This is a genomic window from Pedobacter nutrimenti, from assembly GCF_032678445.1.
GTDB classification, from domain to species: domain Bacteria; phylum Bacteroidota; class Bacteroidia; order Sphingobacteriales; family Sphingobacteriaceae; genus Pedobacter; species Pedobacter nutrimenti_A.
This window is the reverse complement of record NZ_JAVTSQ010000012.1, coordinates 115,971-137,856: the sequence shown is the minus strand read 5'-3', so window position 1 is coordinate 137,856 and position 21,886 is coordinate 115,971. Positions and strand designations below refer to the sequence as shown.

At 42.9% G+C, this 21,886-nt stretch carries 14 protein-coding genes; 1 reads left to right on the top strand and 13 read right to left on the bottom strand.

What is annotated here, in order from left to right; translation table 11 throughout:
- The 8 genes from R2S08_RS21990 to R2S08_RS21955 form a co-directional block, all read right to left on the bottom strand.
- Positions 1-789 carry an SDR family oxidoreductase gene (locus R2S08_RS21990; RefSeq protein ID WP_316837159.1) on the bottom strand — a complete coding sequence of 263 codons (789 nt, stop codon included), beginning with the start codon at positions 787-789 and terminating at the stop codon, positions 1-3.
- A 9-nt stretch (positions 790-798) separates the two neighbouring features.
- A complete protein-coding gene (locus tag R2S08_RS21985) occupies positions 799-1,629 on the bottom strand; it encodes an amidohydrolase family protein (RefSeq protein WP_316837158.1) in 831 nt (276 codons plus the stop codon).
- Positions 1,616-2,473, bottom strand: a complete 858-nt coding sequence (locus R2S08_RS21980; protein ID WP_316837157.1) for a fumarylacetoacetate hydrolase family protein — start codon at positions 2,471-2,473, stop codon at positions 1,616-1,618. The genes R2S08_RS21985 and R2S08_RS21980 overlap by 14 nt, the downstream gene beginning before the upstream one ends.
- An 11-nt stretch (positions 2,474-2,484) precedes the next feature.
- Positions 2,485-3,249, bottom strand: coding sequence for an SDR family oxidoreductase (locus tag R2S08_RS21975; RefSeq protein WP_316837156.1), 765 nt, complete (start codon positions 3,247-3,249; stop codon positions 2,485-2,487).
- A 12-nt stretch (positions 3,250-3,261) separates the two neighbouring features.
- The gene (locus R2S08_RS21970) at positions 3,262-4,920 is read right to left on the bottom strand and encodes an altronate dehydratase family protein (protein WP_316837155.1); all 1,659 of its coding nucleotides are present in this window, start codon (positions 4,918-4,920) and stop codon (positions 3,262-3,264) included.
- Positions 4,920-5,255, bottom strand: coding sequence for an L-rhamnose mutarotase (locus R2S08_RS21965; RefSeq protein WP_316837154.1), 336 nt, complete (start codon positions 5,253-5,255; stop codon positions 4,920-4,922). Before R2S08_RS21965 ends, R2S08_RS21970 begins: the two co-directional genes overlap by 1 nt.
- A gap of 27 nt (positions 5,256-5,282) precedes the next feature.
- On the bottom strand, positions 5,283-6,533 hold the full coding sequence (fucP, locus tag R2S08_RS21960) for an L-fucose:H+ symporter permease (protein ID WP_316837153.1): 1,251 nt from the start codon (positions 6,531-6,533) through the stop codon (positions 5,283-5,285).
- A 162-nt stretch (positions 6,534-6,695) separates the two neighbouring features.
- Complete coding sequence (locus R2S08_RS21955; protein WP_316837152.1) at positions 6,696-7,829, bottom strand: glycoside hydrolase family 105 protein; 1,134 nt, start codon at positions 7,827-7,829, stop codon at positions 6,696-6,698.
- Between the two features lie 207 nt (positions 7,830-8,036).
- Between R2S08_RS21955 and R2S08_RS21950 the strand changes: the two genes are divergently transcribed.
- On the top strand, positions 8,037-9,551 hold the full coding sequence (locus tag R2S08_RS21950; protein WP_316837151.1) for a hypothetical protein: 1,515 nt from the start codon (positions 8,037-8,039) through the stop codon (positions 9,549-9,551).
- Between the two features lie 12 nt (positions 9,552-9,563).
- Here the strand turns inward: R2S08_RS21950 and R2S08_RS21945 are convergent, their stop codons facing one another.
- The 5 genes from R2S08_RS21945 to R2S08_RS21925 all read right to left on the bottom strand — a co-directional run bounded on the left by R2S08_RS21945 (position 9,564) and on the right by R2S08_RS21925 (position 21,859).
- Positions 9,564-11,108, bottom strand: coding sequence for a hypothetical protein (locus R2S08_RS21945; protein WP_316837150.1), 1,545 nt, complete (start codon positions 11,106-11,108; stop codon positions 9,564-9,566).
- A 6-nt stretch (positions 11,109-11,114) separates the two neighbouring features.
- Positions 11,115-17,621, bottom strand: coding sequence for a hypothetical protein (locus R2S08_RS21940; RefSeq protein WP_316837149.1), 6,507 nt, complete (start codon positions 17,619-17,621; stop codon positions 11,115-11,117).
- Between the two features lie 18 nt (positions 17,622-17,639).
- Entirely contained in the window at positions 17,640-19,316 is a 1,677-nt protein-coding gene (locus tag R2S08_RS21935; protein WP_316837148.1) for a hypothetical protein, read from the bottom strand.
- A 7-nt stretch (positions 19,317-19,323) separates the two neighbouring features.
- Complete coding sequence (locus tag R2S08_RS21930) at positions 19,324-21,183, bottom strand: hypothetical protein (RefSeq protein WP_316837147.1); 1,860 nt, start codon at positions 21,181-21,183, stop codon at positions 19,324-19,326.
- Positions 21,184-21,274: 91 nt separating this feature from the next.
- Positions 21,275-21,859: a hypothetical protein gene (locus R2S08_RS21925; RefSeq protein WP_316837146.1), complete on the bottom strand. Its 585-nt coding sequence runs from the start codon at positions 21,857-21,859 to the stop codon at positions 21,275-21,277.
- Positions 21,860-21,886: the final 27 nt, after the last annotated feature.

The window sequence follows — 21,886 nt, the reverse complement described above, 5'->3', positions numbered from 1 at the left end:
TCAACCGTTATTTAAAGCACGGTCCAGGTGTACATAGCCACCGTCTACATGCAACAATTGCCCGGTGGTATGACTGGATCTTTCCGATAGCAAAAACAAGGTCATATTTGCAATCTCCTCCGCAGTGGTCATCCTTTTTCCCAATGGAATCTTGTCTACAATAGATTTCAATTTCTCTTCAGGATTTTCTAAAGTATTGATCCAGGTTTGGTACAAGGGTGTAAAACACTCGGATACGATGACTGCATTCACACGGATGCCATAAGGTAACAATTCTACTGCCCATTCACGGGTCAGCGCATTTCTCGCTCCATTAGAGGCTGCATAACCCGAAGTCCCGCCTTGCCCTGTTTCGGCGGTTTTAGAACCGATATTTACAATTGACCCACCCGATGCCTTTAACGCCGGCAAGGCATATTTAGCCATTAAAAAATAATGGACCACATTTTTATGCAAGCTATCTACAAAATCAGTATAACTGCCATTTTCAAGACCAATACTATCGTTTACGCCAGCATTGTTCACCAGGCCATCTATACGACCAAACTGGCGGATCACTTCATTTACCGCACGTTCACATTCTTTTGGATCTTTTAATTCTGCTTCTATCTGGGCAGCCTTTCCCCCAGCCTGTTCTATTTCCCCAACTACTTTTAAATTATCAGCTTCCTTCCGGCCAATAATTACCGGTATTGCTCCCTCCTGCGCCAGCAGTTTTACAATTCCTTCTCCAATGCCTTTGGCACCACCGGTCACAACAATTATTTTATTCTTTAATTGTAAATCCATTTTATCTGCTTATAATTTATAGAAACGCACTGCATTACCACTCCAGAACTGGTCCTGGTCCTGTTTTGAAAATGACGAAGTATACTCCTCCATCAACCCGGTTACCTGGCCGTATGTTGCTGCCAGCCTGCATACAGGCCAGTCGGAGCCAAACATTACCCTCCCGGTTCCAAATGCCTCAAACACGACATCCAGATAAGGTTTAAAATCCGTTGCTTTCCAGTTGCTCAAATCTGCTTCGGTAACCATACCTGATGCTTTGCAATACAAATTTTCATGCTTGGCCAATGCCTTGATTCCACGACTCCAGTCGCTTATCTTTCCATTTTTAATATCAGGTTTTCCCAGATGATCAAGAACAAAAGGCTGATCCGGAAACTCAGCAACCAAGGTTTCTGCATACTCCAGCTGATCCGAAAGGACCAGAATATCATAAGAATAGCCGTATTTCCCCAGCAGTTCAATCCCTTTTTTAAAGGCCGGGCGCAACATCAATGCCCGGTCTTGCTCTCCCTGCAGAATATGCCTGAAGCCTTTTAATTTATCATATCCCTGGTAACCAGCAAGTTTATCTTCCAGATCTTTTGCCTGTAGATCAACCCATCCCACTACGCCTTTAATAAAGGAATGCTCTTCTGCATTTTTAAGCTGGAACAAGGTCTCCTCGTCCGACTGGTCAGCCTGCACCACTACACACCCCTCAAAACCATAGTGCATCAAAATGGGCAGCAGGTGCTCCGGCATAAAGTCATCCTTCAGAATGCTCTCCTGGTCACTTATCCAGGTATCTCTTTCAGCCTGGTAAATCCAGAAATGCTGATGTGAATCAATTCTTGACATAATTTTTAGCCACTTGCTTAGAAGTACCCAACCCATCTATGCCTAATTCTACCACATCACCATCTTTAAGGTATATCGGAGGATTAAAACCCAAACCTACACCTGCAGGTGTACCGGTAGAGATCACATCGCCAGGAAGTAAGGTCATGAACTGGCTCACATAAGAAATCACAAAGGGTACATCAAAAATAAAGTTTGAAGTATTGCCATCCTGCATCATTTTACCGTTTACACTTAACCAAAGACGAAGGTTATTCACGTCTTTGATCTCGTCCTGTGTAGCCAAAAATGGACCGATAGGTGCAAAGGTATCACAACCTTTTCCTTTATCCCAGGTACCATTCCGTTCGATCTGGAATTCCCTTTCCGAAACATCATTGTGTAAAGCATATCCTGCAACGTAATCCAGTGCTTCCTCTTTTTCTACATAAGAAGCTTTTTTACCAATCACAACTGCCAGCTCCACTTCCCAGTCTGTTTTTACCGAATTTTTGGGAATAGTGATCTGGTCAAACGGACCAGTCAATGCAGTTGTGGATTTCATAAAGATCACCGGCTCCGGAGGAAGCGGTGCATTGGTTTCCTTCGCATGGTCTGCATAATTCAATCCTATACATACAATCTTAGAAGGACGTGCAATTGGCGAGCCTAATCTTTCTCCTTCTGCAATGGCATTCAATTTTCCTTTATGCTCCTGAAGAAACTGCTCCAGGCGTTCTAATCCATTATTTTCAAAAAAGGCCTCGTTATAATCTTCACCAAAAGCAGAAGTATCGTACTTTACATCGTCAATAATTACACCTGGTTTTTCTTTACCCGCAAGGCCCCATCTAATTAACTTCATAATCTAATTCTTTAATTGTTCAATTTTATAAAACCTCCATCAAGAGGATAATCATTTCCTGTAATAAACCCAGATTCATCCGAGCAAAGATATAAAGCTAAGTTAGCTACTTCTTCCGGTTTACCCATCCTGCCTATCGGCTGGCTTTTCGATAACTTCTCAAACATCTCTTCTTCCCGCCCTGCATAGGTTTTAGCAATAAAACCATCTACAAAAGGCGTATGCACCCTGGCCGGAGAAATGCTATTGCACCGGATATGATCGGCCATATAATCCCGGGCAACAGATAAAGTCATGGCATAAATCGCGCCCTTGCTCATAGAATAAGCAAAACGATCTGTAATCCCAACCACCGCAGCAATAGAAGCCATATTCAGGATCACACCGCCACCTGCCTTTTTTAACAGGGGAATTGCCGCATACAAACAGTTATAGGCGCCCTTAACATTCACATTGAATATTTTAACAAAATCCTCCTCACTCGTGGTATCTGCCTTACCAATGTGAGCAATACCTGCATTATTTACCAAAATATCCACACTGCCAATTTGATTAAAAGTTTCCAGCACCTGGTCCTGGCGACTCACATCACAACCATAAGCCACGGCAGAGCCACCAGCAGCCTTAATTTCCTGCACCGTTTCTGATGCACCATCAGCATTCAACTCTATAATATGTACAGCTGCCCCCTGTTTGGCAAAACACAGAGAAATCGCTTTTCCTATTCCGCTTCCACCGCCGGTAATCACCGCCGATTTTCCTTTTAAACTAAACATGATCTATATAATTTATAATGAAACTCCTCTTTTCCATGGGATGAAGTCATCCTGATTTAACAACACTGCTTTAGGAGTTATTTCGCCACTTGCAGCTTTGATACAATATTCCAAAATCTCCTCGCCCATTTGTTCAATGGTTTTTTCACCACGAATAATTGCTCCGGTATCAATATCAATAATATCGCCCATTCTATTGGTAAGCGCTGTATTTGTCGCTATTTTAATAACGGGGCAAACAGGGTTTCCTGTTGGCGTACCTAAACCTGTAGTAAAGAGGATTAATGTGGCACCACTAGCTGCTTTTCCGGTTGTTGCTTCCACATCATTTCCAGGAGTGCAGACCAAGCTTAAACCTGGTTTAGTTGCAGGTTCCGTATAATCCAACACATCTACAACAGGTGAAGTGCCTGCCTTTTTAGCTGCTCCTGTACTTTTGATCGCGTCCGTAATTAAGCCGTCTTTTATATTTCCCGGTGATGGATTCATATGAAATCCTGAACCCACAGCATGTGCTTGCGCATCATATTCCTGCATTAGTTTGATAAACTTATCAGCGGTAGGTTTATCTACACATCTATCGATGATGTTTTGCTCAGCTCCACATAATTCTGGGAATTCTGCCAGCAGAACCTTAGCGCCAAGTGCAACTAATAAATCAGAAGTATAACCAACGGATGGGTTAGCAGAGATACCACTAAAGCCATCGCTACCACCACACTTAACACCAACACAAAGCTGACTTAGTGGAGCAGGACTCCTTTCTATTTTGTTGATCTCCGTTAAACCGGCAAAGGTTTTAAGAATTGCATCTTTGACCAGTTGCTCTTCACTTTGGCTTTGCTGCTGTTCAAAAATTAAGACTTTCTTATTAAAATTAGGATTGCGTTCCTTAATGTCATTTAACAAACTTTGAGTTTGCAAGTGCTGACAACCAAGGCTCAGCACAGTGATACCGGCCACATTTGGATGATCCGCATAAGCAGCTAATAAATTGCTCAATAAATCGGAATCCTGACGTGTACCTCCGCAACCACCCTGGTGATTAAGGAATTTTATACCATCAACATTTTTGAATACTCTGTTTTTGGTTACCTGAGCAGAAGCAAGGTCAGCTACATCAAAAGATTCTATTGACTCACCATCCTGATATGCGCTAAGCAACTGATCCGTAAACTGCTTGTACTTATCGGTTACGTTATAGCCCAAAGTGTTGTACAAGGACTCTTTTATGACATCAAGATTTCTGTTTTCACAAAAAACAGTTGGAATAAACAACCAGTAATTTGCTGTTCCCACTTTACCATCCTGACGGTGATATCCATTGAATGTTCTGTTTTGAAACTTTGATACATCCGGTGCCTGCCATTGATAATTTACATCTCTGTAGGCATAATCCTGAGAAGCATGATGAACATTTTCGGTCGTCATCAGTCCTCCCTGAGGAATAAAAGTAGTGGCTTTACCAACCAAAACCCCATACATTAACACATCCTCACCAATTGCTCTTTCTGTAATAAAGAACTTATGCTTTGCATGTACATCATCCTGTAAATTGAATGTTAAGTTATTCCATTCAATTTTTTGTCCTTTTGGCAAATCCTGCAAGGCTACCAGAACATTATCGTCTGGATGTATTTGCAAGAAACTTTTATTAGTTATTATTGACATTATGCTTTTAATTCAAATATTTTATCCATCATCACCCATTTCTCACCTGGTTTAGAACCCGGTATAGCCTGCTGATATTTCCACATTAATTTTTCCCATTCCTGTACCTTTTCGTTCGAGGCATCCATTGCTCCTTTCTTTTCAAAGCTAAATTTACCATTTACTTCCATAATCATAAACAGCCTATTGCCATATCTGTAAATTTCCATGGCATCAATACCTGCAGAGGTAATACTGTTCTGAATTTCAGGCCATACCTGTTGATGCATGACTTCATATTCTTTGATCAGATCAGGATCATTTACCAGATCAAGCGCTAAACAATATCTTTTCATTTTATATATTTTTCTACGGTTTTTATCTTATGCTCTTTTAACAATCTTGTGTCCGGTTACACCGAACAGGAATACCACTGCGAAGCATATTAATGGCACGATATAACCAACTTGAATATCGGCTAAATCAGTAATATAACCCATTGCTGGTGGCAATAATGCTCCACCTACGATGGACATGATGATCAGACTGCTTCCAAATTTGGTGTCCTTTCCAAGATCTTTGATTCCCAGAGAGAAGATAGTTGGGAACATGATGGACATGAAGAACGCAATGCCAATAACGGCAAATAGTGCTACAGTACCGTGAGATACCATGGCTACCACACACAACAGCATGCTGGCTACTGCATAAATAGCTAGTAAACGTTCTGCTTTTATTAATTTCATCAGGAAAGTACCAAGAACACGTCCGGTTAGAAAGGCCAATCCCATCCCAATACCTGCATAACCGGCTGCCTTTTGCTGATCTATTTCCGCAGCTTTAGTCGCATATAGAATAAAAAAGCTAAACACACAAACCTGGGCGCCTACATAAAAAAACTGCGTAAGAATAGCCCACCTCAGGTGTTTGTGTTTAAGCGCATCCATTAACGTATGGTCGGCTGCTTTGTCGCCAGGCTCCTCTTTTTCAACAATTTCAGGTAATTTCAGAAACACAAAGATGATTGCAATGACAAGAATAATACCCCCCAGTACTAAATAAGGTGTTTTTACCGACGAAGCTTCTGATGCCAAAGCAAATTCCCTTGCCGAAGCAGTCATCTTACTTAATTCGGCATCTGAAATCCCTTTTATTAAAATAATTTTAGCACCAATTATCGGAGCAGTCATTGCTGCAAGCCCATTAAATGACTGTGCAAAATTCAAACGAAAAGTTGCAGTTTCGGGAGGACCAAGTAATGATGCATATGGATTAGCGGCTGTTTCCAGAATGGTCAGTCCACAGGCAATAATAAATAGTGCTCCTAAAAAGAACACATAAGCTTGCGTATTTGCAGCTGGTATGAATAAAAATGATCCTAAAGCAAACAGCCCCAGGCCTAGAATGATCCCTGTTTTATACCCATACTTTTTCATAATGAATCCTGCCGGAAGCGCCATAACGAAGTAAGCGATAAATACAGCAGAGTCGACCAATGATGCTTCTAAAGTACTTAGACTAAAAGACCTTTTTAAATGCGGGATTAGAATTGGATCTAAATTATGAACAAAACCCCACATAAAAAATAGGGAGGTAATCATAATAAATGGGAACAGGTACTTGTTCTTAGACATGTGGTTATTAGGTTATATTTGAAATCAAAGGAAGTTAAAAAATAAATCCGGGTTATGTAAAATCTTACCCAATCATTCAAGCAAATTGACATTTTTAGAGCAAAAAAATGGCGATTAAACAAAATGAATCGATTTCGTAAACCAGAAACGGGTATAAAAATACTATTGCAGTAATGCTGTGGCAGACCACAATACAGGAGCCTGACCATGCAAATCACCTGTTAATCTTTTCCTGTCAAGGTAAAACTGGCGGCTGGTGTTTTTATTGGTTCCCTCGCAAACATCGCGAACATCCCCGTTCGCGTCAATACAACCCACCAGTGCTATCCATGCTTTTCTTGCTGCTGGCGCATAAGTCTTTGCATCCAGCCAGCCTTTTTTCACACCAGTAATCATTGCATAAGTAAACATCCCCGTCGAAGAGCTTTCTTCCCAGGATTCTGCATCATCAACCAACTGCCTCCACATACCATTCGGCGCCTGGTATTTCAATAACGAAGCCATCATCTCTTTATAACCCTTCATAATTCTTGCTCTGTCGGCTTGTTTTGCAGGAAGGGAGCTCAACAACTCCGCCATTCCGGCAGCCATCCAGCCATTTCCCCTACCCCAGTAAAACGGTGCAGTCGGTGCATGATAGAATAAACCATTTGGCTTCTGCAGGGAATCCAGATAAACCACCATCTCTTTCGCTGCCCTGTCCAGGTACTTTTGCTCACCTGTAGCCTGAAAAGCCTGATTTTGGAGCGCAGTGATCATAAACATATCATCAATCCACATTCTGGTCTGCCAGGCCAATCCTTTTTTGTAAAACTCATGAGATTCAGCTACAACCCTTGGGCCTTCTGGAGCACCCCATTGCTTATCTGCAATTCCCTTACCCAAATCGAGGTATTTCTGTTGTTTGGTCTGTATGTATAATTGCAAAGGTACTGAACCAAACACCGCATAATCTACATGGTCAGGCACGGGAATCATCTTCGCTTCTTCTGCAAACAAAGGCTCAAATCTCTTTTCCAGCTGTCCCAGCAATACCTTATTCTGTGTCACCCCCGCAAATTTAAGTGCTCCGTACCAGGTACAGGTTTCAGGATAAGTAATGACCCTTGGCGGACCTGGCTTACCAAAATTGGTATGTGGCGTGGCTATAAAATGATCGGCTATCCGCTGCCCCACTTCCTTCGGGTCAAAACCTTTAGGCCAATTCTTCAAATCTGTTTTATTTTGTGCCAATCCTGCTGAAGAGATCAAAATTGATGCAGCGATCAAAAAATGTTTTACAAATGCTGAATTCATGTTTTACAAATTAAATAATGTAATGAGTGTTGCAATAAAGCCAAATTAACCCAGGCATTATTCTACAGAATTGCCTTATTATTCAGTGGGATTGTCAGTCATCCTTCCAAAGTACTGCCAAAATAATTGAATCATTTGCCTGTTTAATTGAATATCCAATCTTATTTTTAAACTAAACTTAAGAATTAAAACTACATAGCCAAATATATGAGATCCCTAAACATTTATACTGCGGTTTTCGCCGTACTTCTAGGTACCTATGCCTTTAAAACAGCTACTAAATGGCAATCTAAACTTGTCCATATCAAAAGTGATGGAAGCCTGAGCTATACACCCGATGAAAAAGGCAATCAGATCCCAGACTTTAGCTATGTAGGCTACCACCACGGAAATGCCAGAATCCCGGATGTCAAAGTAGTCAAATCCATTGCACCTGATGGCACAAATGACCAGCAGATCATACAGCAGGCCATTGATGAAGTATCAAAACTTCAACCAGACAAAAACGGCATTAGAGGAGCCATTCTGCTGAAAAGAGGAATTTACAAGATTCCAGGTACGCTGCAACTGCAAGCTGGCGGCGTTGTCCTTCGCGGCGAAGGAGACCAAAAAGAAGGTACCTGTCTCATTGCAACGGGCAAAGGTCAACGTTCCTTATTGAAAGTAAACGGCCAGGGAAAACCAGTTCCTGTTGAAAAAACACGCACCAATGTGACCAATAACTATGTGGGTACCGGAAGTTTTTCTGTAAACGTACAGAATGCCAGTCAATTTCGTGCCGGCGACCAGGTGATTTTGTATTATCCGGGAAGCCAGAACTGGGTTTCCGATCTGAAAATGGATCAGATTGAAGCAAGAAAGGGCACCAAGCAGTGGCAAGCCGAAGAATACAACCTGGCTTTTCAGCGCGAGATCAGAAAAATTGAAGGAAACACTCTTTGGCTGGACAATCCAGTTGTAATGGAGATCAATCCAAAATATACTGCAGCTCAAGTATATGCCTATACCTTCCCCGGTCGGATTGCCGAATCAGGCGTAGAAAACATCTATTTCGAATCGGAATTTCAGGGAGATACCGATGAAGATCATGGCTGGACAGCTGTGGACCTCAACAACATCGAAAACGGATGGGTAAGGAACATTACGGCTGTCCATTTCGGATATGCAGCAGTAAGCCTTGGAAGCCAGGCAAAAAACATCACGGTAAAAGACTCCAAATGTTTAGACCCAAAATCGATCATTACCGGCAGCCGAAGATATTCATTCAACAATGACGGTCAGCTCAACCTGTTTATGAATATGGAAACCACCTATGGAAGACACGACTACGTAACCGGAGCAAAAACACTGGGACCTAATGTCTTTTTCAATGGCAAAACCAGACAGTCACAAAGCGATATCGGCCCCCACCACCGCTGGGCAGTAGGTACGCTTTACGACAGTATCGATACCGATGGAGACATTGACATCCAGGATCGTGGTAACTATGGCAGCGGACATGGCTGGTCTGGAGTAACCCAGATCCTTTGGAACTGCAAAGCAAAAAGAGCTGCAGTACAAAGTCCGTGGGTATCCGGTTTAAACTATGTCATTGGTTTACAGGGTCAAAAATACCCAGGCAGATTTACCGACAGACCGGATGGATATTGGGAAGGTCAGAACAAGCAGGATCTAAATCCTTCCTCTCTTTACTTAGCACAACTGGCAGCAAGGAAGAAGTAGATCTAATTCACTCTAATTTACCTGCAAAACCTTACTCCCATTACTTTCCACGTTCTGCATATTCACGGTCTTCAACTGGTATAGATTAACCTCCCCCGCAACATAGTTTTTGGTAACCACAAGATCTTTCCCAGGGGGGATGGTTTCTATTAGTGTAAATGCCCTTCCGTTCCATCTGTACAGCTTATAAACTTTCACGGCCGGGGTTTCGCTCTTTAACCACTTAATATTTAATGCCTGATCAATTACCGCAGCTTTCAAATACTTAGGCCCAAATTCTTTTTCAAATGCATTATTATAGGTCAACGGCAAACTAAACCCACTTTCCAGGTCGCCATTAACCGATTTCACCTTATACTGGTCGCCGTTCTTAGGTTTGGCAATTTCCACATAGTTTGTATTTGATGCCACAAGTCCATTTGCCAAAGGCCTGAATACAGCCTCCCCTGTTTTCTTAAAGTATAGCTGATAACTTGCTACTTCACCTTTACGCAGACTGTCAACAGACCAGACCAGGTGATACGTGGTATCATTGGCTGTTAAAATGCGAAGATCAATGGGCGGTGATAATGTTTTACCAGCATAGTTAAACGATACCATAGCCGTATCAGAATGCCCGCTCTGATCAAAAGAATTGCTTTCCGCAACCACTACATATTGGTACATTTCCCTGGTGCTAAGCGAGCTCAATGTATCCTTCCAAACGTACTGGTTACTTTTATTTTTCAGGATCAGGCCAGAAGCAGCCCTAAAATCGCCCATGTTCTGGCTTCGTTTTTTAACGTAATAACCTCTCGCAAATTCATCCTCATTGCTCCAGCTCACTACAACAGCATCGTTTTTCTGCACTGCTTTTACATTTCCAACAACTGCCGGAATGATGGTAAACTCCGGGTTCACAAAAACAGATGTCGAGGAGTAGACCCTTTCGCTGCTCTCCCCTGCCATATCCAAACGGTAATAAAAAGGCTCATTTGCATCGAATACTTTGTCGACAAACAGCGTATCCTGTGCCCCTAAATTTGCCACAGGCTCATATACCCCAGTCTTTGAACGGCTCCTTTGCACCGTAATATTGCGGATCCAGAAGTTATTGTCGATCTTCCATTTCAAAACAATATTGTTGGTCCCCTTAATATTGGTTACCCTAAACACACTTGCTATAGGCCTTATATCCGGGGCAAATGCATTTGCCCATACACTTTCTGTAGCCACAACAGTGGTATCAACCTTAGCTTTCAGTTGATACTGATAAATCCCGGGATGCTTCCTTAAACTGGTATCCGCAAATTTGTAGTTCTTGCCGGCGGTTATTTTTCTATTGGCAATAACCAATTTCTCACCGTCCAGTCCTTTACGGTACACATTAACAACCACGCTATCGGCCCGAACTGGAAGCAAGGGATTGTAACTTAGGATGATATCACCGCCATCGTAAATTGCTGAAAGTACAGTGGCAGCAGTATCCGTGTTCACCTTTGCTGTCTTTTGCTGCGCAAAAACTGATCCTGCAAAACACATCAAACTGGCGATCATAAAATATTTTATGTTTTTCATATTTCATTATTTAAGAGAAGGTTTAAAACTAAATCCGCTGCCGTTTTTCTCCAGCAACAATTGCGCACCAACATCGAAACTATCTACACAGTAAGATAAATGCGCAGTGATTGCAAATAAAAGCGAACCTTCCAGGGAACCACCAATATATTTCAGGTCAAATTTCCCTTCTGCCCCGCCGGCTAAACCTATCGTACACAGAGAAAGATCATATAAACAAGATGCACTTGCGTATGCTTTCCCACCAATATCTACCTTTAGCTTATCGTTAAAATCTACCAGCACAAAGACATCTATCCCGGCAGAAAAATCAAAGACCGGAATAAACGATCCAACAACCGGAATGCTTTTTAAGTTAGGGCCAGGCAGTTTTGGCAGCTGATCTTTATTTAGCGACTTCATCACATTGATATAAGAGCCTTTCAATCCCTCATTAAATGCATCAGGGAGTTTATTGTATAAGGTAACCCCTAATAATTTATCGGTCATATAGGTCGGCAGTTTACCGATGTAATATCCTAAAGCAATCCCGCTTTTAAAGCCCCCAATCAGGAACGAAGGCAGCGGTGCAGTGATTTGCGCATCGGTGATCGCCCCAACCAAGATAAAGCCTTTACCATCAATTTGAAGATCCATAGAACCGTCCTGAAGGGTTACCGGCCCTAAAACAATGTTGGCGTTATTGAATTGCAGGGAGCCGTTAAATATTCCGGCACCAAAATCAAAGCCAATCTGAAGTGCTCCAAATGGAGTGCTGATATCGCTAAACTGTAGCTTTTTATCACTCGCTTTTACATTCTCAATCGCCCCCTTCACTTGAAAATCAACTAAATTCTGGCCGTCTTTAAAAAGGTTCTTTCCATTGGCTTTAAAGTCATTTGCCTGTCCGGTAAAGGTAAGCAGGCTCCACTTATTGCCTTCCACCACATTGTGTCCTTCTACAATGTCAATGGCTTTTCCGCCCATCTTGATTTTTTGTCCAGACAGGAAATCCATTCTTATCGATCCAGGATGCTTGGTCAGCCGGCCACTTAAGTCTTTAATGGCATCACTAAGGTTGTTTTTGTATACATATACATTCCCTTCAACCAACAACTCATCTGGGGCGATCTGGAATTTAAGTCCTTCAAATTTCACTTTTCCTTCCATTTCTACATCGGTCTGCAATTTCTCTACCGCTAAAACCACCCCATTGTGATCGGCTTTGCTGTCAGATGGATTTTTATAATACCTAAACCTGCCCGTAACATTATTTGGGGCACCCGGAATTTCCAGATCGGTATTGCCAATGAAGGTAAAGAAATCCTGGGCCACCTCAATCCCCTTAACCGTTTGGGAGATCACATTAAAGTAGTTTACTTTGGTAGGTTCAACCAGGATGGTTTTATGCTGACCATCGCTATAGGCGCTTAGCATGTTGATGTTTACAGAAGTCGCGCCTATTCCCGGCAAATCATCAACATAGGCTACAGACTGGCCCGGACTGGTTAAATTGAGCCGGTAATGCGGTTTCTGATCAAATGGGGCCGCAGCATCATAGTTAAGGGTCATCATTGCCCCTGGTGCCAATTTCAATGGGGTTACATTGGCCAAAGTAAGTGCCTCCTGCCCTGTAAGTTTATTTGCACCCAGATCTACAGTCGTCGGCATAATCATCAGGTCTTTCAACATAACCTGCGGCAGATCTGTTTTTAAGCTTCCTTCCAGCACCTTAAAGCCACCTTGGTTCGCATCATAAAGCAATCCTTTTCCTAAGACCGTCCAGCTTTCCAGCGGAATATTGATATTGCCCGTATACTGGTTCCACACAATGTCATTTGGCATCACCTTAAACTGTCCGGCAGGCATTGAACTGGCACCGACCAATGGAATCTGTAAGTTGACATTGGCATCGATATTAAACGCATCCTTATCAAAAAAGCCAGACTTAAATTGTGCACTGAAATTATGAATATTGAAATTGCTCACCCCATACAATGCTTTGAGCTTATATTTGTTAAGAGGAGTAAAACTATTTTCTGCGCCTAAAACATCAACAGCGGAAGGCAAAATTGATGCCCCAAACGTTTGAACTTTATCATCACCGAGAAGGAATTTACCATTGTAATTATAGCTGAAATTAAATGAGGCCAGCTCGGAAGTTACAAAACCGCGGAGTACGCCCAAACCGTTTTTATTTTTAGTGATTTTTAACAATGGATATTGAAAAAATTGATCACTGCCCAATACTTCACAGGAGAATTTGTTAAAAGCCATAACTTTAAACGCATTGGATTGTACGCTGATCTCGTTAGTGGTTGGCACATATATATATTTGAACGTACCATCTGGCATTGTTTTTTTATCTATATATACCAGCACATTTTTAAATGGCAATTGGGCATTACTCAGCGCTGTTTTAAAAGTAGCATTATCAGGTATTTTAACGAATGCGCCGCTAATATTCAATGTAAAAGGTAATGACCCTTCATCCAGCGTATTTATTTCCACCGGGAGCCCCCAGATTTCGGCCTTCATGTCCAGGCTTGTTAAATTAAAGACAACATTGCTTACTGTATTTGGACCCATACCATAACCAAAGACCACCGTTTGTTTTTGGCGTTGATAGGCATCCTCGCCTCCTTTTACCGCATATACATCTATTGGGCTTTGTATGTTCATACCGGTACTATAGTCAAAAAACATAGATTGATTGATGGCACCAGAAAGCACATAATAGCCCTTCTCATCTGTATAAGTATCATTCTGTATCTGCCCATCCTCATTGGTGCCGCTTATGGTATAAACCCTGGCATTTTTCACAGGCTTTTGGGTCTTGGCATCAAGTACGTAACCTACAATGGTTTTTGCCCTTATTAGTTTTATGGGTATTATTTCACCTGTTTTACAGATGGGAATATTTTTGTAATTATCATAAGTGACATAGCCGCTTGCAACGGTACGGATATGAAATTCGTTATCGGGGCTTGCTACTCCGATTTCATTGGTCAAACCAGTTTTAGGATCACTAGGGTAGCAAACATTCAAGCTTGTCCCAACCGAAGTACAGCTTTCGGCCACGGGATTACCGTTCTCATCTACAATTTTAAAGCGTACACGGTGCAGCTTTTCTTTTAATACGATGGTATTTGTACTGGCACCAGCTGGATTGGTCACGATGGTCCAATCCCCATTTGTTTTAATAACCGGAGATAAAGATTCTGCAAAGTAATTGTCTACCGTTGGTACCACCTGCACATTTCGCCAACCGGTCTGGCAGTTTTCAACTGTAAAACTACCAATGGCACTTTTAATAAAGGGGCCATCTCCGATCTTCAGGTTACAGGAAACCGATTGCCCCTTTTCATTGACCACCCTGGCAAAAACACTTCCCCCCGCCGTCATCTCCTGTTCCACACTTTCCGGGTAACGCTGGCCAAGAGCGATATTTTGATGGTCGGCAACTTTTTTGTCCTGAAAACCAGCTTTCATTAAAATAATGGTCCTTTCGTACCCCTCTGGCAAGTCGCCCATCTGGAAATAACCATTCTTGTCGGTTTTATACGTCTCATCTATAATCTTCTTGTTTGTACTCACCGGGTAAGAAATGACATTTACGTAGACTTCAGGGATTCCGATTACATTTCCACCTTGTTTAGCAATGGCCCTTAAATAGATCTCAGGTTTTTTAGGCGCCACGCTAAGCTGTGCTTTTATGGTGACCGGGCTAAAACCAGTGCTGAACATCGGTGACTGGTAGTGTTCGCTTAGGTTGTACGCCTCCGTAATAATAGCAGGTGTTTTATCCCCCTGGTCTGCTTGTTTAGGAGAACTGGGCGGAAATGCGATAAAGCTGGGCTGATAATTTAAATTGCCTTCATAAGGATTTAAGGCTGCCCCAACAAGATGCCGGTGGTTGGCCAACAGATTCTTGATGTGCGCAATACCAAACGTACTGGTCTTTGTCATATCTACAACGGGAAAACCTTCCCGGATTTGCGCAGCATAACTGTCTGCATTGGCCTCTACTGGCATAGTCAGTAAATTGTCTACTATGGTATATGACTTCAGATCGCCAGATCCCTGAACTATACCTGTTATCACCTTGTGCTGATCCAATACCTCTACCGGATAATTGGCCAGAATATTACCAGCCTCCACGGCCTGGTTCTTGATACCTATTCGTGTTTTAACCAATAATTCTGCATTGTAAGCATTTACAAAAACAACTTCGTCCGGCATGGTTATCGTTTTACCCACCTTAGGGAACAGCAATATTTCAGAGGTGGTAAAATATCCATCTTCTATAATTAAAGGACGGATCACGCCGAAATAACTCACCCCACCTTTGCTACCAATAAAACCTAGCTTATAATTATTGATGAAGGTCAGGTTAAAGGTACCGTCTTCTTTCAAGCGGAAATAGTTGGGGGTAATCACCTTGTCGTAATATACTTTTTCATTACCCGGCTGCACATATTTTGTATAATATCCATTCACCGTCTCAGACTTACTCTGTTCAACTTCTTTAAGATCTGAAAGGTTTTTAGGGCTGGAGCTACTGGCCTGAAGGATAGTATACGTAAACTTAACCGCTACATTCTTCAATGGTTTTTCAATTCCTTTCGTCGGGAACCTGCCGCTGGCCGCATAATCTGGATAACTGTCATAATCTACCTTATAATTTACAGTAGTCGGGCTACCTAAACTAGGTCCGTTAAATAAAACGGTACTGGTTACCTTAGGAAACCCCAAGGCTGTATTCACCGGTTGCTCCCCTATTTCTTTAAACCGGTATAAAAACCGGCCGGCAATGGTGCTTTCAATTGGTGCTGGTATTTCAGGGGCTTTTTTAGGGTTTTGGTGATAGGTAAACTGGACCACATTACTTTTGCCCAGGTTTGCAAACCGAACATCTTTTCCTGCGGCATCTTTGCCCCTAACCGTAACCTGCAGGGCATAACTGGCCCCGTCTTCTAACTGGGCAGAAGTTATGGATTTACTCTGGTTAGGATTTTGCGCCGGGTCCCTTAATAAAAACTGGGTGGCCGACTGGCTATGAGAAAACACGACCTGCAATTCCCCTTCCACGGCAATTTTAGGCTCCACATTAAATGGAATTTTGGAGATCACAATATCATAGGTAACCGGGGATGTTAAATTGGTCGGTTTCCAATCTACCTTAATTAAAGGCTGACTTAAATTGTCCATTTGGGTAAACGACTCTCCATTTACGGGCGAAATCATAACCGGTGCAGATGCAAGGGCCTCACCAGGACCAGAAGATGCAATATAATCAAAAGTATGGATCTCACTAAAGCCGTCATTGATAAACGTTCCCTTGCCTGTGGCCTGTACCCTCCATGCATAGCGCTTTCCAATCTTCAATTCAGGATCTGTTTTAGCACGCATATACAATTTTTCACTAAGCGGTATATTCATCAATAATGCACCAGAATTGAATGCCTTAACCGGATCCGAATCTATAGCAGAAAGCTCCACCAGCTGGAGACGATATTTTGTACCTCTTGGTGTATTCCTCGGAATGATCCATTGAAAAACCAGGTTATCGACCGAAGCGGGTACCAGCTTTGCATTGGCATCAGGATAAGTGAGTGTAGGTGGGCTCAGTTTGGCCACCGGCGTGATGTCTGAAGTATTGCTGTACGTAAACACATTGGCGCCACTCACTCCGTTATTTTTAAAGGTCGCTTTTCCTGCCGGATCCACCGCCTTCACCCTCCAGGCATAACTTTTATTCATTTTCAGCGGCGGATCTGATGGCGACAATACGTAAGAAAACCCGTTTAACGTTTTATTGATCAGCGGAAAAGATGCTGAATTTAAAACCTGGTTGGGATCAGAGGAAGGCAACGGCATTTCTGCTACTTGTAAAACATATTGAATGCCTATTGGTACAAACCCCGCATTGATCCAGTTGAAGACAACACTCTGAGGAGTGGTGGCAAAAACAGAAGCAGAAGGGCTAATGAGTATAGGAGGCTCCGGATAGCTGATGCCAATAGAAGTACAGCCCAACGGTGCACTGGAAGAAATCACCTGATTGGTGGCCATATCTACCGCCTGCACACAAAAAGTATAGTTTCCTTCCGGCAAACGGGAGGTCTGTACCAGTTTCACTTTGTCTACCCCATAAACATTCAGCGAATTTAGATCGAAAATATCTTTTAAAGCCAAACCATTGAGTTGCCTGGTTTGGTTGGGGTTTAAAATGATCGGCTGCAGCGGAACGTAATTTGATTTTGTAGAGATCCTGATCCCGTTATCGCCTTCCAATTGTCCTTTCAATTTAATCGTTTTGGTGGTATTGGTTAGGTTTTGAAGGATCAACAGCACTTTTGAGGCATTCGGACCGGCGTAATCGGAATAATAGGGTGAATATGGTGGTATAATGTTCACATTGATATTTACACTTTGCGCCAAAGCCATTTTAGTACTGAAAGAAAGGACCAGTACTAAAAACAAAACTGAAGTTCTTTTAAGACCTTTTATGAAATCGTAGAAATTGCTCATAGCTTTACTTATTAAATTTTAAAAGGAATGGACGATGCCCAGGTTTGACCTGATCTCATTGAAGGAAGGCAGTGTACTATCTTTTGAATTGCTTTTTAAATAGCTCAGGGCTACATTGGCCGCATCCCGCTTGCCAATCTGGTAAGAACCATTCAAATTGAGATTGATGATGTTCCCGGCATCAATCCGGTTGTTCCTTTGCAGCTGATAACTTAATGCCGCATTTAAACCCAACTTGCCTTTATCTAAGGTTTGGTTTACACCAATGGTGGGGCCATAGAAAATGGTCTTCCCAAAGGATACCTCAGCAACGGTATAATTGACATTGGCATTTACACCAAATGATTTTTTGGGTAAATCCAGCTGATAAGAAAAATTGACCGTTCTGCTGTTGGATTTGCTGTTGGGCTTGGTCAGTTCATTGAGGTCTACTAGCGACTGTAAATTCCCGACCAGGATAAATCCATGGACCATGTCCTCATTATTGATGCTATACCTCAGTATGGTACTCAGGTTGTGATTGGTCCTGGATACCCTGAACATATCCAAGACCGGGTTTAGCCCCCGGTCTTGCGTGATCCCGAAATTGGTATATCTCAGGTCGACCCCATAAGCTGGCCTATTAAACGATGCGTTTATTGACCCGATTTTTCGGGTAGAACGGGCCAATTTGTCGTGAAGGATATTGTCATTCTGTAAGCCAAAACTTCCGCTCAGCTGCAACTGTCCTTTCATTAACTTTACCATTCCTTCTGCTGTATAATTTTGCACATCGGTTTCAAAATAATAGGCGCCCATACTTTTATAATCCGGATCTACCCTGCGGTATTTGAGTTTGACATTGTAATTGCTGGCATTATAACCAATACTGGTTTGGGCCGCTGTTAACAGCTGTGTGGAGGCATTCAGGGTAATGATGTCTTTGATAAAGCCTATTTTATCCAGCTTTAGGTTTTTAACCGTATCAGATAATAGGTTGCGGGTATAGATACTCCCTGAAAGGTCAAGATCAACCACAAAATGTTTCAAAAAGCCGAATTTGGAAGAAATGCCCAGCACCATATTTTCTGCAGGTGTTAAGGTTAAACTGCTCGGGGTTGTGCTCAATGAACTGATCTTATCTTTCGCTTTAAGGAAAATAAGATCAACGTGGTTTTGTTCCGTACCCACCCCAAGTTTTACACTATACCCTGTTCTTTGGTATGCTGGTTGCTGGGCCAATGCCAGGGGCTGGTTCAGGTCCTCTTCAATTGCCTTGTTAAACCTACCGTAAATAAAACCGAACCTGAGTTTGCCAGGGTTTAGCTCCAGTCCGCCCCCAAGGAAATTATGCCCCGCCAAAGTAAACGGAGAAAATTCCAGGCTCCTCCAACCGGCATGAAGCGTGGCCCATTTATAGGTCGGGCTAATCCCATATTGATTAAAAGGCTGGGTATAACTGCGCTGCTGGTCGCTCACCACTACAGAAAAAGGGAACGAAATGCCATAAATACTCAGTGTTGGTGCACCGTTAAAAATATAGGAAAAGTCCCTCTGTCTGGCAGGAATACCATTAACACTATACGTACCAACCCCCAGGCCTAGAGATCCACTAAAGGAAATAGGTTTTTGGCTCCCGATCTGACCGAGGTCCTGTGCCAGTACCCGCATCCCCACAAAGGATAACAGCAAAAACATAAAAATGGTGCGTTTCATAAACAGATCACTTTAAGGTTTTGAAGTCTTTATCCCGGATGTTGAGTTTTTGCATTACCTGTGATAGTGGCATCTGTGGAGGTTGCTGCCGGTTGGTGGCACTCAGTACCCCTGTTGAGCTTGGCGGCATGACCACGATCCTTACCTTATCCACGTTTAACCATGTTGTAGTTGCGTTTGCTGATCCAAAGATCCTGACGACTGCAGAATTGGTATTGGTATAGAGCTTATAGGTATAATATTGGACCGTACTGGCCTCCGTGTTGGTATACGACAATTGTACCCATCTCTTTTCTGATCCAAAGGTGGTGATCCTGAAATACACCAGTACGACCCCATTTGTTGCGGCTTGTACCGCAGTTGCGGGAACATTAAAAACGGTTGTGGTATCGCTGTTGGTTAAATTATTTGGGTCCCCATCTAAATTTCTATCCATTTTGAGGATCGTGTTCATACTTGTTGATCCAGGGCTAAACCAGGAATCGAAATAAAATCTGGATATATCTGTGGTTTCGAAAGCAAAAGTACTGGAGCTGCCATCTGCCCCTTTTAAAGAGGTTCCGGTACCCCATCCGCCTGCTGCTTTAGGACCATAGATGGTATAGGTAGAGATATCAATATAAAAATCACCGATAGCCCCGGTAGCCGTTGCTGGTGCCCCTACTCCATTTAAAACAGATGAGCCATTTGTTCCATTGGTGCCATTTGTTCCATTGGTACCGTTGGACCCATTTGTTCCGTTTGCCCCTCTGAGTGAAAATCCATTTTGCCAGTTGTCCAGGCTTTTTGGCCCCCACATCATGGCGGTACCCACACTAATATAAAAATCACCTGGTTTACCCAGACTGTTATCCGGAGTACCAATACCACTATAAATTACCGTACCGTCTGCACCTGCAGGCCCGGTAGGGCCCTGTGCACCCGCTGCCCCCCGAAGTAAGAGAGGCACACCCCATCCATTCGCTACTTTAGGACCATATAACAGATAATTGCCTTTATCTAAATAATAATCTCCAACTGCACCAAGTCCGGTACCGGGCGCACCTGTACCACTTAAAGTTACACTCCCGTTGGTCCCATTTGTTCCGTTAGTGCCATTGGTCCCATTCGTACCATCAGTTCCGTTTGCCCCGTTTGTACCATTCGTTCCATTTGTACCGTTGGTACCCCTAAGAACCGTTGGTGTTCCCCAGCCAGCTGCTGTTTTGGGCCCGTATAGATTGCCTGTGTTCTTATCTAAATAGTAATCTCCGTTTGCGCCAATAGCGGTAACAGGAAGACCAGAACCACTGTAAATGATGCTGCCGTCTTTACCTGCAGCACCTGTAGGACCCTGTGCCCCATTGGCACCCCGCAATAAAACAGGAATTCCCCATCCGGATGCGGCTTTCGGTCCATATAGTAAATAGTTGGTCTTATCTAAGAAATAGTCCCCAATCTTTCCTGTACCCGCAGTTGGGGTACCATTTCCGCTTAAAGTCGTACTTCCGTTTGTACCATTGGTACCGTTCGTGCCATTGGTGCCATTACTGCCGTTCGTTCCATTGGTACCATTGGTTCCGTTAGCTCCTCTCAGAGGCGTTGGTGTCCTCCATCCGGCAGCAACTTTAGGTCCGTACAGGTTCCCTGTTGTTACATCGAGATAATAATCTCCGGCTGCCCCTAATGCAGCAGGGGGAGTTCCGTTTCCGCTATAAATGATACTGCCATTTTGACCTGCAGCACCAACCGGGCCAGCATTGCCTGCTACGCCTTGTGCCCCTGCCGGACCTGCTGGACCTTCCGGGCCTTCTAAACCTTGCTGAGAGCAGGAAGTGATCATGGCACTAAGGCTTAAAAGCATGATAAATAAGTATTGAGCTTTCATAGGAAATAATTTATTACCTGAAGATAAAGTCATGATCCGGCTATCGTTTCAACGGATCGTTGAACAGACAGGAATAATCGTTGAATGAACTTTATAGTGATGGATTGTTGAGCCCGGCCCTGTAAATTACCCTGAATTTGCCTGCTGTAAGCTGACTTGCGGGTGCCAGGTGTATAGGAGAAAGCCCATACAAGGTCCCAGAAAATGTACCTTCTAAAAGATAGGTGTCTTTAGAGATGAACTCAACTTTTGTCAGTACGACGGTGTTTTCCTGTATGGGAACTTCGGCTGTAATGCTTCCCATGTCTTTGTTTTTTGCTGCAGGATAATAGAATATCCCGCTTTCAATCCCATGATCGTTTTTTGTTGACGGGTAACTGCCTGGTACAATCCTGTCGATGGCATGAAAGGAGAGTTCGATCCTGGAACTGTCTTTGGCTCCTGCGGAGATCTGTAATTGCCGGCTTAAAGGTTTATACGTGACCTGGTACCCTTCAGCTTCTTCTGATGGGTAACCTTCCCATAAAACACCATTAATTTTTGCAGAAAAGAACTGAATTGCCATTTTTTCCTGGTCTGCACCACTGTATCTTGTTCTCCCATGGCAGCAGACCAATAAAAACAAGGCGAAAAATCCGATTTTGAACACAGTACTGATCGTTGAGCTTTTTTTCATAAAACCTACATTTACCAGATAAACGTA

Excerpts from the sequence above, each read along its gene's own strand:
- R2S08_RS21940 (WP_316837149.1), bottom strand. The coding sequence starts at position 17,621 with ATGAGCAATTTCTACGATTTCATAAAAGGTCTTAAAAGAACTTCAGTT.
- R2S08_RS21990 (WP_316837159.1), bottom strand. The coding sequence starts at position 789 with ATGGATTTACAATTAAAGAATAAAATAATTGTTGTGACCGGTGGTGCC.
- R2S08_RS21965 (WP_316837154.1), bottom strand. The coding sequence starts at position 5,255 with ATGAAAAGATATTGTTTAGCGCTTGATCTGGTAAATGATCCTGATCTG.
- R2S08_RS21980 (WP_316837157.1), bottom strand. The coding sequence starts at position 2,473 with ATGAAGTTAATTAGATGGGGCCTTGCGGGTAAAGAAAAACCAGGTGTA.
- R2S08_RS21945 (WP_316837150.1), bottom strand. The coding sequence starts at position 11,108 with ATGAAAAACATAAAATATTTTATGATCGCCAGTTTGATGTGTTTTGCA.
- R2S08_RS21955 (WP_316837152.1), bottom strand. The coding sequence starts at position 7,829 with ATGAATTCAGCATTTGTAAAACATTTTTTGATCGCTGCATCAATTTTG.
- R2S08_RS21975 (WP_316837156.1), bottom strand. The coding sequence starts at position 3,249 with ATGTTTAGTTTAAAAGGAAAATCGGCGGTGATTACCGGCGGTGGAAGC.
- R2S08_RS21985 (WP_316837158.1), bottom strand. The coding sequence starts at position 1,629 with ATGTCAAGAATTGATTCACATCAGCATTTCTGGATTTACCAGGCTGAA.
- R2S08_RS21935 (WP_316837148.1), bottom strand. The coding sequence starts at position 19,316 with ATGAAACGCACCATTTTTATGTTTTTGCTGTTATCCTTTGTGGGGATG.
- R2S08_RS21925 (WP_316837146.1), bottom strand. The coding sequence starts at position 21,859 with ATGAAAAAAAGCTCAACGATCAGTACTGTGTTCAAAATCGGATTTTTC.
- R2S08_RS21930 (WP_316837147.1), bottom strand. The coding sequence starts at position 21,183 with ATGAAAGCTCAATACTTATTTATCATGCTTTTAAGCCTTAGTGCCATG.
- R2S08_RS21970 (WP_316837155.1), bottom strand. The coding sequence starts at position 4,920 with ATGTCAATAATAACTAATAAAAGTTTCTTGCAAATACATCCAGACGAT.
- R2S08_RS21950 (WP_316837151.1), top strand. The coding sequence starts at position 8,037 with ATGAGATCCCTAAACATTTATACTGCGGTTTTCGCCGTACTTCTAGGT.
- fucP (WP_316837153.1), bottom strand. The coding sequence starts at position 6,533 with ATGTCTAAGAACAAGTACCTGTTCCCATTTATTATGATTACCTCCCTA.